The following is a 15039-nucleotide window of genomic DNA, read 5'->3' on the forward strand; positions in this document are numbered from 1 at the left end:
GCCCGGGAGCGTACCAGGCAGGTCAAGCACCGGCCCGGGACCAGCCCGCCCCGCGCCCCGGACGGTGGCGATGCGGCAGCAGCTGCCAGTCCTGCCCACGTAAAAACCCCGTTGCGCAAGTCTTTGTGCAGCGGGGTTTTTACGTGGTGGTCACAGGCGGTTTTAGCGCTTGAGGTTGGCCAGTTCCTGCAGGATCTCGTCGCTGGTGGTGATGATGCGTGCGTTGGCCTGGAAGCCGCGCTGGGCCACGATCAGGTTGGTGAATTCCTGGGAAAGGTCGACGTTGGACATCTCCAGCATGCCGCCGGCGATGGCGCCCATGGCACCGGCGCCCGGTGTGCCGAATTCCACTTCACCGGAGTTGGCAGTGACGGCGTAGCCCGAGCCACCGGTCTTCTGCAGGCCGGCCGGGTTTGACACGGAGCCGAGCACGATCTGGGCAATGGCCTGCTGGGTTCCATTGCTGAAGGTACCGGTCAGGGTACCGTCCGAGCCCAACGTGTAGGACTCCAAGGATCCGGCCGAGCGGCCGTTCTGCTCGGAGATGGACACGGTCTTCAGTCCGGCGTAGCCGGTGACCTTGGTCAGGTCCACGGTGATGCCGCCGACGGCCATGCTGGTGCCGTTCAGCTTGCCCTGGCCGTCCAGCATCAACGACTGGTTCACGACGGGGCCGATGCCGTCGTTGGCCGCAATGTCCCATCCGGCCGCGGTGCGGGTGAAGGTCATATTCATGGTGCGGCTGGATCCGTCGGCAGCGAAGACCTCCTTGTCCTGCGTGATGGTGTCGCCTACCGCGGTTTCCTTGGGCAGGTTGCCAGCCAGCTTTGCCGTGGTGGTTGCGGCTCCGGGGGCGATGAGGCCACTGGGCAAGATGATGTCCTGGACGGAGCCGCCGTTGGGCAGCACGCCGTTGTTGTCGGCCATCCAGCCCTGCACGATGCCGCCGTCGGGGCTGGTCAGGCGCCCGCGGGGATCGAAGTCGAAGGCACCGGCACGGGTCAGCGTGGTAGTAGTCCCCGAACGGGTCAGGAAGAAGCCGTCGCCGGCGATCATCATGTCGGTAGCGCGGCCGGTGTTCTGCGCCGAACCCTGGGTGAAGTTCATGGCAATGCCGGCGACCTGCACGCCGAGGCCGACCTGGGCCGGGTTGCGGCCACCGGTGTTGGCCTGGGGCGTGGTGGCACCCTGGGTCATCTGCGAGAGCGTGTCCTGGAACTGGACCGAGGAGGACTTGAAGCCCGCTGTGTTCACGTTGGCGATGTTGTTGCCAGTGGTGTCGAGCATGGTCTGGTGGGCGCGGAGGCCGGAGATTCCGGAGTACAGCGAGCGGAGCATGATGTGCCTTTCAGCGAGCGGTATGGGGAAAAAAGATGATGGAGGGCGTTACGCCGCGGTGCCGATTTCCGGGACTTCGGGGGGTTCGGGAGACTCTGGGGCATCAGGGGTTTCCGGGAGATCGGGTATTCCCGGGCTGCCAGAGACCTGGCGGATGCTCAGGACGTTGCCGTAGGACACCTGTTGATCCCCGATAGTCAGTTGCGGCTCGTTCCCGGCGAAGGAGACGCCCGTGACTATCCCGGTGATCGGGCTGTCACCACCGGTGGTGACCTCCGTGCCGATCAACGATGCGACAGCGGTGCGCTGCTGGAAGCCCAACGCGACGTCCTGCGTGGCGCTGAGCATGTTCAGCTTCTCCATGGAGGCCAGCTGAGTGGTCTGGGCAATCATCTCGTTGGTATCCATGGGCGAGCTCGGATCCTGGTTGGCCAGCTGGGTCACCAGCAGGTGCAGGAACACTTCGCCGTCCAAGGTCTTTTTGGGGACTCGAGGTGGCTGGGCGGCAGCTCCCGCGGTGGCCACACCGATAGGTGGAATAGGCATGTCTTCCTTCCTAGGCCAGTATGTCGAGGCCGGATGAACGGGTGGTGGATGTTACCGGTGCAGCGGGTTCCGGCAGCTGCGCAGGGCTCCCCGGCTGGGGACCCGCTGCCGATCCGGGGCATTGGCGGCCCGGGGCAAAGTGCCCCGCTCCCCCGGAGGCCGGACCGTTGCCTGTGCCACCCTGCTCCGGTCCGGTGCCGATGTGCACCGTTCCGGCGCCCGTGGAAGCAAGTTCGCGGCGCAGCTCAGGAAGCATGTTCCGTAGTGCCTCACGGCCGGCTTCACCGGGTGCCGTGAGTTCAACACGCAACCCCTCGACTCCGATCACCGCTTTGACGGTGATCGGCCCCAGGGCTTCCGGGGCTACCTGGATGCTGAGCGTGCGTTCGCCGTGCGGGCCGGTGGCTAGCATCAGCAACGGACCGGCCAACTGGCGGTGCAGGGGTTCGGCCTGTGGCGCCCGAACCGGGGCGGAGGCAAGAGCGGGTGCCAGAGCAGTGGCGGGTTCCAGCTGTACCGAAGCATTGGCCATTCCATGCGGGGCGGCGCCTGCCGGTGTCTCCTCAACGGGGACGAGCAGCGGGATCGGAAGGGCAACTACTGGTTGCCCCGCCGTTGCGGCAAGCGGCGGAACCGGGTGGGAGGACGTCGTTAGCGCGGCGCCTTGGACCTGCTCCGCGCCCGGCCCTGCCGTAAGTACCGCGGCGGCCGTGAGCGGCCGTACCGGGGATTCGGCGTGAACCGCCATGGCCGCTCGAGCTGGTGCCGTCGCGGTGAACCCGGCCGGGACATGCCCTGGATTGACGGTGGTCGCTGCTGTCCCAATAGCGTCCTCGGTCGGCTCCTGCACTGCGGATTCCTCCGGCTGCGATGCGACGGCTGGCAACGGTGAAGCAGCATCAAGCTCTGGTCCGGTCAGCTGCTGCGTGGTTGCTGGTAAGGCTGTTCCGGCATCCGGGGTTCCTGCCCCCACCATGTCCACTACAGCGGGTGTAGCGGGTGTAGCGATACCTTCGACAGCCGGAGCAGCCGGAGCAGCGACAGCGAGAGCAGCAGGCGCACCGGGCGCGGCGACAGCCAGCGCACCGGGCGCGGCGGGTGCACCGGGCGCGGCGACAGCCAGAGCAGCAGGCGCACCGGGCGCAACGGGCGCACCGGGCGCAACGACAGCCAGAGCAGCAGGCGCACCGGGCGCAACGGGCGCACCGGGCGCAACGACAGCCAGAGCAGCAGGCGCACCGGCAGCCGGTTCACCGGAAACGGTGGGGGCCATCGGACGATAGTCATCGGGCAGCACAAAGCCAGGGACGGTTAGCTGGGTACCGGCCCCCTGCTCACCGGCTGAATCTTCTACGGGCGCCGGTGTTCCGGCTTCGAGGGTGTTTTCCCCGGCACCGAGCAAGGAGGAGAGCACGTCTTCGAACTGGCCGGGAGCCGAGACGGGGGCAGTTGAGGATCGTTGGGCACCGGGTGCCGGCGTCAGGAAGCTGACCGGGTTCATGTCTTAGCCCCCTCAAACGCGGCGCGCTGCGCGGCAAGCCCGCGATCGGCACCGGTCGGATGCCCGGTCGGCACGGATGCCGCCTGCGCGGCATTTGCCGGGACAATGCGTCTGATGGTCATGATGTCGGCGTCCGTTTCAAAGAGTTCCCTGATGCTCACGTTTTCCCCTGGCCGGGGAGCATGGAGCATCCTGTTATCGCCCAGGTAGATGCCGATGTGGCCGCCACCGCGGGTCACTATCAAATCCCCCGGCTTGGCCTGTTTCAGCGAGGGAACCTCTGTGCCCTGTTTTGCCTGGTCCCGGGCGACCCGGGGCAGGCTCACGCCCAGGTCCTTGAAGGCATGCTGGACCAGTGAGGAGCAGTCCAACCCGATCTTGGGGTTGTTTCCGCCCCATATATAGGGAACGCCGAGGTATTTGCGGGCCGCGGCGACCACGTCGTCACCGGTGGTGCCGCTGCCCGATGTCACCGGCCCGGCAACCGCCTGAACCGGTGCGGCGCCAGGTACCAGCGCCGTGGACTGCACGCCGGCCTGCCCGGTAGCCTGCACCGTGGCCGATACCGGTACCGGGTTCAGCGCGGCAGAGAGCTGCGACACGGCGTCCCCGTTGCCCAGCGCCGCACCGAGTGCCTGGGTGAAGGCCTCCGGATCGATACCCGACGGGGCCACGGGGGTTCCGCCCGCCACCGTCGAGTTCTGGATCCGGTCCTGCAGGGTCACCGGCCGTGCCTCGGAACCTGCGGTTCCGGCGGATGCTCCATCGCGGTAGCCGGTCAGGCTGGCCATCGTTTCGCGAATCTCGCCGATGCGGCCCATCACCTCATTCAAACTCACGATGCAGCCCTTCCGGCACCCTGGCGGGTTCCCAAATCATCAAGTAGCAGCTGTTCGCGGGCGAGGTCCTCGGTCCGGACCATCACTTCGTGCTTCTCGGCAAGTTTTTGCAGCATCGCCGCCGAGCCGCGGGCCTGCAGGTAGTCGGTTTCCGCGTTGAGTACGTGGGTAGCCTGTGACTCCACCAGCGCGTTGAGTTCAAGCAACATGCTGCGGCTCGAGGCCCGGGCAGCAGCGATGGCCAACAGTGCATCAGCATCCACCGGCTCGGCCGTGGACGCTGCCACGGTGTCGCGGACCCGCAGGACCCGCTCCTGTCCACCATGCAGCGCCGAGTTCGCCGAAGCGAGTTTGCCGGCAGCCCGCTTTTCCTGAAGTTCACGTAGCCGCAGCAGGCCGGCCAGTGGGAAAACGCGTCCCATCAGCACACCCCCAGTCCATGCAGCAACGCATCCAGATGCGCCCAGGATCCGGAGGCTGGCATCGGCTCATCCAGGCGCTGGCAGAGGAACGCGGAAATGGCGTCCTGGTTATCTACCGCAGCGTCAACCAGCGGGTTAACCCCGCGCTGATAGGCACCGACATCGAGCAGGTCCTGGGCCGAGGCCCGGGCTGCCATGACCCGGCGAAGCGTCGAGGCAGCGGCACGCTGGGGCCCGGTGGTGACCTTCGATGCGACACGGGAGACCGAGGCCAGGGCGTCGATGGAGGGGAAGTGCCCGGCCACGGCCAGCTTCCTATCCAGCACGATGTGTCCGTCCAGCAGCGAGCGGGCCGAGTCGGCGATCGGCTCATTGTGGTCATCGCCGTCCACCAGCACCGTATAGATGCCGGTGATGGATCCCTCGGCCGATGTGCCGGCACGCTCGAGCAGCCGCGCCAGCAGCGAAAAGGTGGAGGGTGGGTAGCCGCGGGTTGCCGGCGGCTCGCCGGCGGAGAGCCCGATTTCGCGCTGCGCCATGGCAACACGGGTGAGCGAATCCATCATCAGCAGCGCCTCGGCGCCGCCGGCGCGGAACTCCTCGGCGATGCGGGTCGCCACGAAGGCGGCACGCAGGCGCATCCGTGCCGGTTCATCCGAGGTGGAGACCACCACGATGGAACGGGCCAGGCCCTCGGGGCCCAAATCCTCCTCGAGGAACTCACGCACCTCGCGGCCGCGCTCGCCCACCAGGGCAATCACGTTCACCTGGGCATCGGTGCCCCGGGCGATCATCGAGAGCAGCGAGGACTTGCCGACGCCGGAACCGGCGAACAGCCCGATGCGCTGCCCGGAGCCCACGGCGGTCAGCGTGTCCATGACCCGCACGCCGAGTTGCAGCGGGGTGGTGATCCGGCGGCGTTCAAGCGGCGAGGGCGGGTCCCGGTCCAACTGCACCAGGGCATGCGGGCCCAGCGGACCCTTGCCGTCAAGGGGCCGGCCGAGTCCGTCAATGACCCGGCCAAGCAGGCCGCTGCCCACCGGGACCAGGGCGGGGCCCGATCCGGCATGGGCCTCGTCCCCGACAGTGATGCCGTCCAGGGAGCCCAGCGGCATGCAATGCAGTCCGCTGGACCGGGCTGCGACGACCTCTGCCGGGACCCGGTCCGGGCCAATGCCCACGACAGTGCCCAGCGGGCAGGAAAGCCCGGCGATATCCAGGCCCAGGCCGAGCACCGAGGTGACGATGCCGACCCGCGTGGGTGCGGCTGCACCCACTGCCGACTGTAAAGCGGTCCAAGACCCGGCAGTCAGGGTCCCGACGCTCATGTGGCCCCGCCCAACAGGGCGGTTCGAGCGCGGTCCAGTGCCGTGGAGATGCGTGAATCGAGGAAACCGTCGGCAAATTCGCTGATGGCATCCCCGGGAAGCAGGCCGGCATCAGCCACCAGCTTCACGCCGGCCGCCGGGCCGACGGCCGGGTCCAGCAGTCCCAGATCGGCGGGGTTCATCCGGATCGAGTGGATCTCGGCATCGCGTCCTGCCGACAGGGCCCGATCAAGGGCAGCCCGGGCTCCGGAGGGGGCATTTGAGAGTTCAACGCCGAGGATTGCCTCGGCCAGCAGCAGGGCCGATTCAGCCAGCACCGCGGAGGCATGATCGAGTGCCGGAACGGTGCGCCGTTCCAGCGCCTCGCTCGCCGTGCGCAGCACGGCGATGGCCCGGGCGTGGTCGCGAGTCCGGGCCCGTTCGGCCTCGATGGTCCGCGCCTCCAACTCCCGGCGCTGGTTCCGGGCTGCCGACTCGGCAGCCCGGATGCCATGCGCGTACCCCTCGGCATAGCCGCGGGTGCGGGCCGACACTGTCGCATCTTCGCCGGGTCCAAGCCCAGCCAACGCAGTGTATGCGGCCGGTTCGAAGACCAGCGGTTCACAGGACATAGTCTTCCTCCCCGCGCGTCATGGTGATCTCGCCCTGGTTTTCCAGTTGGCGGATCATCCGTACCACCTCGGCGCGCGCCTCCTCGACTGCGCTGAGCCTGACCCTGCCCATGGTGGAGGATTCGGCCTCGAGCAGTTCGCGGGTGCGCTCGGAGACGTTGGCGCGGATGGAATCGGCCACCGATTCGGCGGCGCCACGCAGCGCAAAGGCCAAGGTCTTGGGATCGAGGCCACGCAGGATGCGCTGCACGTCGCGGGGCTCGAACTTCACCAGATCGGCGAAGGTGAGCATGCGCGAGCGGACCTCTTCGGCCAGCTTCGGGTCGCGGGCATCCAGCCCGGCCAGCAGCTCCTTTTCCACGGCCACGTCCGAGCGGTTCAGGATCTCCACCAGCGGCGCAATGCCTCCGACTGCCTCGACCGGCTCACGCGGGGTCACCACGGCGATGGCGCGTAGCTTCAGCGCCTCGGCCACCACCCGGACGGCCTCCGGGGAGGCCGGGCCCATGGTGGCCAGCGCACGGGCGATCTCGGTACGCATGAGCGGGTCGAACCCGGACAGCACGGCGGAGCCTACCTCCGGGCGCAGGTGCCCAATGACCAGGGCGATGGTCTGCGGCAGTTCCCCGTCCAGCAGGGCAATCAGCTGCGGGGCCTCGGCACTGTCCAGGAAGTCGAAGCTCATCCCGGCAAGCGAGGAGGAGAGCCGGTCCATGACGGCACCGGCGCGCTCGACGCCAAACGATGCTTCCAGCAGTCCGGCTGCAACATCCCGGCCGCCACGCTGGTTGCGGCGTCCCGAGGTGGTCAGCTCGTGCACCTCATCGATGGCACTGGCCGCGAGGTCCGGGTCAACCCGGCGCAGGCGCACCAGCTCGGCTGCAATCTCGTCTGCCTCGAACTCGGTGAACTGGCGCATCACCTCGGCGGCGTGTTCGCGCTCCATCTGCATGAGCACCACGGCGACCTTCTGGGTTCCGGTCAGTTGGATCTGGCTCTGGTTCCTCATTCGTTCCTCCCATCGTCCATGACGCTGCGCAGGTAGTCGGCCATCTGCCTGGGATCGTTTGCCGCTATCATCGACAGCTCGCGACGCTTTTCATTTGCGTCGGAGGCGAAGGCCGGCACCAGTTCGGGTGCCGGGATCACTGCCATGGTCGTGGTTGCCGGGCCGGGGATCTCGCCCAGGGACTCGATGACCGACGGGTACTCGCGGAATTCACCCAGGTCGATGGCCTCGCGGCTCTGCTTGTTCCGTCGGGCGTACAGGGCGTAGGCGGCGGCGAGCACCAGTGCGAGGGCGACGACCCCGGCGATGATCAATTGGTGTTGCAGCTGGGCCGTGCGTGCTGCCGCCTCATCGGCGGCAGCAGCTGCAAGCGCGTCCTTGGCGGCTGTCGCGGCTGCCATGTTGAAGGGCACGACAGAGACGTTCAGCGCATCGCCGCGGGCCGTATCGATGCCGGCGGCACCGGAGACCAGCTGGGTCACGTCGGCCATGTTCAAGCCCTGGGCCGTTGGCGCATCGATGGCCACGGAGACCGTTTGGCGGCGCAGCGAACCGGCGGGGATCACCCGGTTCTCCGTGACTTTGTCGATCGCGTTGTTGCGTTGGGAGTCCTTGGAATTGAAATTGCTGTCCTTGGTGGCTCCGTTGGGCACGGCGATGTTATCCGGACCCAGGACACCGGTGGCACCGGCACCGTTTGCGCCGGCACCGGTGAGCTTCTCGGTCTTCAGGCTTTCACTTAGTGCCGGTTTGCCCTTGGGATTCTTGAACTTCTCCGAGGTGCGTTCGGCCGATTCCATGCTCATGTCGGCGGCGACGGCGACGGTGGCATTGCCCTGGCCCACGATCCGGTCGAGCATCGCCTGGACCGAGGTGCCCACGCGAGCCTCGTAGTCCAGTGCCTGCGTGTCAGCTCCCCCGGTGGCTCCGACACCGACGGCGGAGAGCAGCCTGCCGGAGGCATCGACCACGGCGACATCCTCGGGCTTGAGCCCATCCACCGCGGCGGAGGTCAGGTGCACCAGCGCCTGGACCTGGTCGCGGCTCAAGGACGCCCCGGGCTTCGTTTCGATGAAGATCGAGGCCGTGGGGTTGGTCTTGGAATCGACGAAGACACTCTGTTCGGGGATCGCCAGCTTCACCGAGGCGGCTCGCACACCGTCCATGGCCTGGATGGTGGAGGCCAGTTCGCCCTCCAGGGCGCGCTTGTAGGTGATGCCCTGCTGGAATTCGCTGGAGGTCACACCCATGTTGTCCAGCAGCGAGTAGCCGGCGTTGGAGGAACTGGGCAACCCCGCGGCCGCGGCCTTGAGCCGTGCGTCGTAGACGTTCTGCTCGGGGACCATGATGGTTCCGCCGCCGCCGGTGAGTTCGTAGGGAATGGAATCGGCCTTGAGCTGCTCCACGATGGTGGAGGCGTCGGCCGGGGCCAGCCCGGAGTACAGCGGGGAGAGGTTCGGTTTGTTCAGATAGGTGGCCAGGGCGATTCCGCCCAGCACGAGCACGGCGACACCAATGATGGCGATGGTGCGCTGGGCCAGGGTGAATCCCTTGACCGAGTCCCCCAGTTTGGCCAGGGGCGCAGGCATGCCCGCCATCAGCCCTGCATCCTCATGATCTCGTTAAACGCCTCGACGCCGCGGTTACGGACGGTGGAGATGAGCTCCATGGCAACCGCGGCGCGGGTGGAAGCCAAGGTCGCCGCGTGGATGTCCGTCAGATCCCCGGTGACGGCCTTCAGTGCCAGGTCATTCGAGGTTCCCTGCAGCGACTGGACATTATCGACGGCACCGCTCAGTGCCGTGGCGAAGGCCGAGCCGTCGGTGAGTGCCGCGCCGGCAGGTTCCACATAGCCGGTGCCCAGGGTGGGCGCCACTGCGGTAACGGGGGCGATGCTCATGGGCATTAGTTGCGTCCGATCTGAAGTGCTGCCTGGTAGGTTTCCTTGGCTCGGTCGACCACTGCCGCATTGGCCTGGTAGCCGCGCTGGGCCATGATGAGCGCACCCATCTGTTCGGACATGTCGATGTCCGGGTAGCGGACGTTGCCGTCCGCGTCGGCTAACGGGTGGTTTGGTTCGTGCACGATGCGCCCCTGCGCGTCGCCGAACTCGACGCCATCCACGTGCACGCCCTGCCCCGAGGCATCGGCGCGGGCGACGATGTAGCGGGCACGGAAGGCATCGCCGGAGGTGGCGGTGGCCGTGTTGACGTTGGCCAGGTTGTCCGCAACGGCATCGAGCCATTTGCGGTGCACCGTCAGGGCGGTTCCGGCAATGCCGATGGCGTCGGGCATTAGTTGCTCCTCAGCGCGGTGCGGATAGCGTTGAGCGGGCCTGAGGCAGCCTGGGCGGCGAACTGGAAGCGCAGCACCGTATCGATGTTCGACAGCGTCTCGGTATCCAGGTTCACGTTTGAGCCGTCCAACCGGGTCGGCTCGAGTGAGGTCGAGGTGGTGGCGCTGTTGCGGCCGTTGCCATTGGCAATGGACCGGGACAGGGAGTCCTCGAAATCGACGCGACGGGCGTGGAAACCGGGGGTGTTGACGTTGGCAACGTTGTTGGCGATGGCACGTTGGCGCATCGCCAAACCGTCGAGGGCGCTTTCCAGGGCCAACGACGTGACGGATTCGAACACGACGGGGTTGCTCCAGGGTCGTTCTGCAGCCCATCCGTGGGCATGAAGGGGTAGAGCGATCCATGCTCTACTGCACACCATCGGCAGGCGCTGACCTGCCGTTAGCTGTTTCTGTCTAACCGGTCACATCAAGGTAGACCGAGTTGCCGGGCGCTGGCCGCGGGACAATTGCCACGGCGCGTAACTGCCTCGACGCCTCATCGCGCTTCCCGGCGACAGTCAACTTGGCATCATCCATCTCGGCGAGCAAGGCAGACACGCGCGGCTCCAGCGAGACGGGCAGCGGCCCCAGGCCGGCAGGGGGTGTCCAAGGGGCCGGGTCCGGCTCCGGGTCCCCGCCCCGGGCGAGCGTGCCGCGCAGCGCCGAAAGCTCCGACTCCATGACAGCTATCAGCTCAAGCCACCCGGCTTCCTCGGCCGCCGGGGCCGATTCAGCCAATGCCCAGTCCCCCGGCGGTCCCGATGGGGTTTGCAACAGCCGCCTCGTGCCAGGCAACGCGCAGCGGCTCGAGCAGACCGATGGCCTCCCGGATGCGCGCCGGATCACGGTTGATGTTGGCCCCAACCAGGGCGGTGCCCAGGTAAGCGTATAGACCGGCCAGACCCTCCGCCCCGTCCCAAGCCCCTGTATCCAGCGACGAGGAAAGTTCGGCAATGATCTCTTGCGCGTGGATCAGGTTCTCGGAGGCCACCGACCACTGCTCGGCCAGCTGAGCAGCCTCGGCACGGCCCAGATCCAGCAGCAGCCGGTCATACAGCATGGTCAGCAGGCGGGCGGGACTGGCCGAAAGGATGGCCTCACGGTTCAATTGTGCGCGTTTGGCGGCAGCGTTCATCATCATTAGTTGTTCTGCGAGTTGTTCGGCAACGAACCCAGCTGCGAGATCAAATAGCCGGACTGCGCATTCAGCTTGCTCAGCTGGACCTCCAGTGCCGCATAGGTGCGCTTGAGGGTCGCCTCACGGGTGGCCAGACGTCGATCCCAGTCCATGATCTGCCCATCAAGGCGCTTGGCCATCGATTCCTGGCCAGTGATCCTGGTAGTGATCTGCCCGTCATACTTATCGGATAGTGTCTCCGCAACCCCGGTCACACGGCTGGAAATAGCCTGCAGCACCTTTTCGACGCGTGCCGGGTCATCGTTCAGCGCTTTAGCGAACTTCTCGGCATCGAAGTCGATCGACCCGTTGCGGTTGACCGAAATGCCGATCTCCGAGGGGGAACGTCCATCAACCGGGCCGATGGCAGCATCCATGATCCTGCGGTTGACATCGCGAACGGTGCCGTCTCCAGTGAAGATCATCCCGGAGGTCGCCCCTTCGGAGCCTGCAGTGACTGCCGAGTTCGTGGCAATGAATTTAAACAGCCCATTGAGTGACTCCACCAAGCCGGCGGCTACCTTCGAGGAAGCTTCGGTATCCCGACCGATGGTGAGCGTAACTGGTTCGGTGGAGGCCTTGGAGACGCTCACGTCGACCCCGTGCATCAGGGCTGTGAAGGTATTCGTGGCCGAGGAGATCGTTTGCTCGGCGTCGGTTCCTGTCCACAGGGTGACTTGTGCGTCCTGGGCGACGCGAATCTCAGTCAGCGGCACTGTGCTGCCGCTGATGGAGAAGGAGTTCTTCTCGCCGGAATCGGCTGAGGTGAACTGCACGCGGAATTCACCGTTACCGGCAGCCACCTTGACCGCCTTGACCCCGGATGCGGAGGCGTTGACGGCCTTGATCACGTCGTCCAGCGAGTTCGACGCGGCGCTGATCGTGGTTTCACTGCCGTCGTTGGCGGTGATGGTGAAGGAGTCCGAATCCCATTCGGCGATCGGTCCGGAGACGATGAGCTGGCTTTGTGCCGTTTGCTTAACAGTCAGTTCCAACGATCCGGGCGCGGCCCCAGCACCGGCGGTGACCTTAATGGCATCAGAGCTCGTAGATGTACTGAACAACTGCAGCGAATCGGGCTTGGCCGACTTGGCGGCAAGCTTGGCAAGGTCGGCGACCTTGGTATTCAGTGCCTGAAGCGCAGTAACCATCGTCTGGGTCGACTTGGACTTGTTCTTCAGAATGTTCTGCGGGATCGCCTCGACCTGCATCAGTGACTTGATCAATGCCGCGGTGTCCAAGCCACTGGCGAGTCCGTCAAGTGCCAGGCCCATGCTGCCTCCGTTTTCGTGTGCTGGTGGTGCCACAAACCTCCCGCAGGATCTCCGGTCACTTAGGAGATATCCGGATTCTGCGGGAGGTCGTGGGTTTACTGCTGATGCTGCCGTTGCTCACCCCGGTCTTGCCACGCCCTCGGTGCTTGGAGCGCCGTCGGTGTGGCCGGATTCGGGAGCTTTAGACCGAGGCCTAGCGCAGGAGCGAAAGGACACCCTGGTTGGACTGGTTGGCCTGCGCGAGCATGGCGGTACCTGCCTGGGACAGGATGTTCTTGGCAGTGAACTTAACCATTTCGCCGGCCATGTCAACATCGCGGATGCGGGATTCGGCAGCCGCGAGGTTTTCGCGCGAGACGTTCAGCGAGTTGATCGCCGACTCGAAGCGGTTCTGCACTGCGCCGATCTCGGAGCGCTGTGTGGAGATGGCCGTGATCTCGGTGTCGACCGATGCGATGCTTGTCAGCGCGACGGCGGAATCGACGTAGGTCAGGGCCTTGACGGTGGCACCGAGTGTTGCCAAGTTGGTCCCGGTGAGGTCAACGCCGATCTGGTCATTGGCGGCGGTCGAGCCCGCGCCGACCTGGAAGGTCAGGTCTGCGCTGCCGTCAAGCAGCGCGATGCCGTTGAAGTTCGTGGCACCGCCGATGCGGATCAGCTCGTCGCCCAGCGCATCGGATTCGGCCTTGATGGCCTCACGCGATTCAGTATTATTCGAGTCGTTGCCGGACTGCACGGCCAGGTCTCGGACTCGCTGCAGGATGGAGTGGACCTCGGTCAGGGCGCCTTCAGCGGTCTGGATGACCGAGATGCCGTCCTGGGCGTTGCGGGCTGCAACAGCCAGGCCGTTGACCTGTGAGCGCAGGCCCTCAGAGATGGACAGGCCTGCCGCGTCATCTGCTGCGCGGTTGATGCGCAGGCCGGAGGATAGCTTCTCCAGCGACTTCGACAGGTCGTTCTGCGTGTTGGACAGGTTCCGGTGAGCGTTCATCGCCGAAATGTTCGTGTTGATCTGCATACCCATGGTGAATTCCTCCGTGAGACGGGTGTTTGTCAGGGGCCCATCCATGGGCCCCACACCCTCCTATCGGCCGGCCTTCGAAATCCGTTAGCCGACTGGGAGTTTCTTTTCATGATTAACAGGGAAACCCGACGAGGCCGATGAATTACGCGTCAAACCCCCGGCCGTCCGCTGGCCGAATTCGGCCAGGTATTCTTCGCGGCGGCGTTCGGCCGAGCGGGTCAGTACTATCGGAACCGCCGGCTTTTCCTCGGACAGGTATCCGGACTGCAGGCCCTCTTGGATGAGCTTGATGGCAGCTGTCCGTCGTTGCGATACGGCCGAGTGGGTCACACCGAGCTCTGCGGCGAGCTCCTTGACGGTACTCCCCCTGAAGTAGACACTCTCGATGACCAGACGGAGGTTTTCCGGCAGCGCATCGACCGCAGAGCGGACCGTCTGGGTTCGTTCAGCATCAAGCGCTTGCTCCTCGGGGCTTTGGGTATCAGAGCTCAGGTAGTCGGCCATGGCATCATCTATCCCCACCACCGTGCGTTCGGCATTGCCGAGTACCGCAAGAACTTCGCCTTGGCTGATACCCATGGTTTCGGCGAGTTCCGCGACGGTGGGCTGGCGTCCCAGCGCACCGCTCAGGGCCTCTTGGGCCGAACGGGTCTCGGTCATCCGCCGGCGGGCACCGCGGGTCGCCCAGTCGTTCGAGCGCATGTCGTCGGCAAAGGCGCCGACGATTCGGCGTCTGGCATAGGCTCCGAAAGGTACCCCCAGCGCGGAATTGTACGAGCCTGCTGCAGTCATCAGGGCAATGGCTCCGACAGAGACCAGGTCTTCACGGGAGAGATGGGTGGCCTTGGCACACAACTCCGATGCGAGATACCCCACCAGCGGAAGATTTTCTACCACCAGACGGTTGCGCGCGTCTTGATCCAATTTGGGAATCCTCAGCATTAATAATTCATCGACACCGACAAGTTAAACATCGGTCCCCACCACCCCAAATATGGCTTATGTGACCTTCCCCCTAGAGATAGTAGCGGCAAACCGGGCTCTCATGTGCGATTACTCCTTACATTCGCATTGGAACGGCCGATAGGGTTCGAATAAGGCAGGGGAAAATTGGGGAATTTCGATTCTTGGGAGGTGTCGTACATGGGAGCCAATCAGCTTTCGGTGCTTTTGTGGGAGGAACGCGAACTGCTGGAACTTCTCCAATTTAAATTGGAAGAAGAACAGCTTCTGCTTGTTTCAGGAAAGTCCCGCTGGATTTCGCTAGCCACCCGTGAAGTGGAAAAGGTCTTGGAGAAGGTCCATGCGGCGGGCTTGGCCCGGTCGATCGAGGCATCGAACGTCGCTACGGCATGGGGCTGCCCCGAGGACGCACCGCTGTCGCAGATCATCGAGTCTGCTCCGGAGGGACCCTGGCGCGAAATCCTCACGGCGCACCTGACCGCACTGCGCACCATCACGGGTGATATTTCGCAACTGCGTGAAGCCAACGACCAGTACCTTCGCGCTGCCTACCGCTCCAGCCAGGAAACCCTGGCCACGCTGGGCAACGACACCTCACTGTACGGGCCCTCCGGCGCCTCGGCCGCACACAGCACCAGCGCATACATCATCGACACGAAGCTCTAGGGAG

19 protein-coding genes are annotated in these 15039 nt (G+C 65.4%); 1 reads left to right on the forward strand and 18 read right to left on the reverse strand.

Annotated features, from left to right (window positions below; all coding sequences use genetic code 11):
- Positions 1 to 162: 162 nt before the first annotated feature.
- From E9229_RS00390 to E9229_RS00475, 18 genes are all read right to left on the reverse strand, one after another.
- Positions 163 to 1338 (reverse strand): flagellar hook protein FlgE, encoded by a 1176-nt coding sequence (locus E9229_RS00390; protein ID WP_183509242.1) that lies wholly within the window; start codon positions 1336 to 1338, stop codon positions 163 to 165.
- Positions 1339 to 1386: 48 nt separating this feature from the next.
- Positions 1387 to 1884 carry a flagellar hook capping FlgD N-terminal domain-containing protein gene (locus E9229_RS00395; protein WP_183509243.1) on the reverse strand — a complete coding sequence of 166 codons (498 nt, stop codon included), beginning with the start codon at positions 1882 to 1884 and terminating at the stop codon, positions 1387 to 1389.
- A 10-nt stretch (positions 1885 to 1894) separates the two neighbouring features.
- On the reverse strand, positions 1895 to 2860 hold the full coding sequence (locus E9229_RS00400; RefSeq protein WP_221184327.1) for a flagellar hook-length control protein FliK: 966 nt from the start codon (positions 2858 to 2860) through the stop codon (positions 1895 to 1897).
- Between the two features lie 5 nt (positions 2861 to 2865).
- Complete coding sequence (locus E9229_RS00405; RefSeq protein WP_183509245.1) at positions 2866 to 3171, reverse strand: hypothetical protein; 306 nt, start codon at positions 3169 to 3171, stop codon at positions 2866 to 2868.
- 210 nt (positions 3172 to 3381) lie between these two features.
- A complete protein-coding gene (locus tag E9229_RS00410) occupies positions 3382 to 4224 on the reverse strand; it encodes a C40 family peptidase (RefSeq protein WP_312855562.1) in 843 nt (280 codons plus the stop codon).
- The gene (locus E9229_RS00415; protein ID WP_183509247.1) at positions 4221 to 4652 is read right to left on the reverse strand and encodes a flagellar export protein FliJ; all 432 of its coding nucleotides are present in this window, start codon (positions 4650 to 4652) and stop codon (positions 4221 to 4223) included. The genes E9229_RS00410 and E9229_RS00415 overlap by 4 nt, the downstream gene beginning before the upstream one ends.
- Positions 4646 to 5974: a FliI/YscN family ATPase gene (locus E9229_RS00420; RefSeq protein WP_183509248.1), complete on the reverse strand. Its 1329-nt coding sequence runs from the start codon at positions 5972 to 5974 to the stop codon at positions 4646 to 4648. Before E9229_RS00420 ends, E9229_RS00415 begins: the two co-directional genes overlap by 7 nt.
- Positions 5971 to 6585: a FliH/SctL family protein gene (locus E9229_RS00425; RefSeq protein WP_183509249.1), complete on the reverse strand. Its 615-nt coding sequence runs from the start codon at positions 6583 to 6585 to the stop codon at positions 5971 to 5973. Before E9229_RS00425 ends, E9229_RS00420 begins: the two co-directional genes overlap by 4 nt.
- A complete protein-coding gene (gene fliG, locus E9229_RS00430) occupies positions 6575 to 7594 on the reverse strand; it encodes a flagellar motor switch protein FliG (RefSeq protein ID WP_183509251.1) in 1020 nt (339 codons plus the stop codon). Before fliG ends, E9229_RS00425 begins: the two co-directional genes overlap by 11 nt.
- Positions 7591 to 9192 (reverse strand): flagellar basal-body MS-ring/collar protein FliF, encoded by a 1602-nt coding sequence (gene fliF / locus E9229_RS00435; protein ID WP_246380285.1) that lies wholly within the window; start codon positions 9190 to 9192, stop codon positions 7591 to 7593. Before fliF ends, fliG begins: the two co-directional genes overlap by 4 nt.
- Positions 9192 to 9494, reverse strand: a complete 303-nt coding sequence (locus E9229_RS00440) for a flagellar hook-basal body complex protein FliE (protein WP_246380287.1) — start codon at positions 9492 to 9494, stop codon at positions 9192 to 9194. The genes fliF and E9229_RS00440 overlap by 1 nt, the downstream gene beginning before the upstream one ends.
- Positions 9495 to 9499: 5 nt before the next feature.
- Positions 9500 to 9889 carry a flagellar basal body rod protein FlgC gene (locus E9229_RS00445; protein WP_183509253.1) on the reverse strand — a complete coding sequence of 130 codons (390 nt, stop codon included), beginning with the start codon at positions 9887 to 9889 and terminating at the stop codon, positions 9500 to 9502.
- Positions 9889 to 10230 carry a flagellar basal body rod protein FlgB gene (locus E9229_RS00450; protein WP_183509254.1) on the reverse strand — a complete coding sequence of 114 codons (342 nt, stop codon included), beginning with the start codon at positions 10228 to 10230 and terminating at the stop codon, positions 9889 to 9891. Before E9229_RS00450 ends, E9229_RS00445 begins: the two co-directional genes overlap by 1 nt.
- 115 nt (positions 10231 to 10345) lie before the next feature.
- Entirely contained in the window at positions 10346 to 10669 is a 324-nt protein-coding gene (locus E9229_RS00455; protein ID WP_183509256.1) for a hypothetical protein, read from the reverse strand.
- Positions 10662 to 11072: a flagellar export chaperone FliS gene (gene fliS / locus E9229_RS00460; protein WP_312855563.1), complete on the reverse strand. Its 411-nt coding sequence runs from the start codon at positions 11070 to 11072 to the stop codon at positions 10662 to 10664. The genes E9229_RS00455 and fliS overlap by 8 nt, the downstream gene beginning before the upstream one ends.
- The gene (fliD, locus tag E9229_RS00465) at positions 11072 to 12382 is read right to left on the reverse strand and encodes a flagellar filament capping protein FliD (RefSeq protein WP_183509257.1); all 1311 of its coding nucleotides are present in this window, start codon (positions 12380 to 12382) and stop codon (positions 11072 to 11074) included. Before fliD ends, fliS begins: the two co-directional genes overlap by 1 nt.
- Before the next feature lie 193 nt (positions 12383 to 12575).
- On the reverse strand, positions 12576 to 13406 hold the full coding sequence (locus E9229_RS00470; protein ID WP_221184329.1) for a flagellin N-terminal helical domain-containing protein: 831 nt from the start codon (positions 13404 to 13406) through the stop codon (positions 12576 to 12578).
- Between the two features lie 84 nt (positions 13407 to 13490).
- Positions 13491 to 14330 carry a sigma-70 family RNA polymerase sigma factor gene (locus tag E9229_RS00475; RefSeq protein ID WP_246380289.1) on the reverse strand — a complete coding sequence of 280 codons (840 nt, stop codon included), beginning with the start codon at positions 14328 to 14330 and terminating at the stop codon, positions 13491 to 13493.
- A 219-nt stretch (positions 14331 to 14549) separates the two neighbouring features.
- Between E9229_RS00475 and flgN the strand changes: the two genes are divergently transcribed.
- The gene (flgN, locus tag E9229_RS00480; protein WP_183509259.1) at positions 14550 to 15035 is read left to right on the forward strand and encodes a flagellar export chaperone FlgN; all 486 of its coding nucleotides are present in this window, start codon (positions 14550 to 14552) and stop codon (positions 15033 to 15035) included.
- Positions 15036 to 15039: the final 4 nt, after the last annotated feature.

The sequence above is a fragment of the Paeniglutamicibacter cryotolerans genome, assembly GCF_014190875.1.
GTDB classification, from domain to species: domain Bacteria; phylum Actinomycetota; class Actinomycetes; order Actinomycetales; family Micrococcaceae; genus Paeniglutamicibacter; species Paeniglutamicibacter cryotolerans.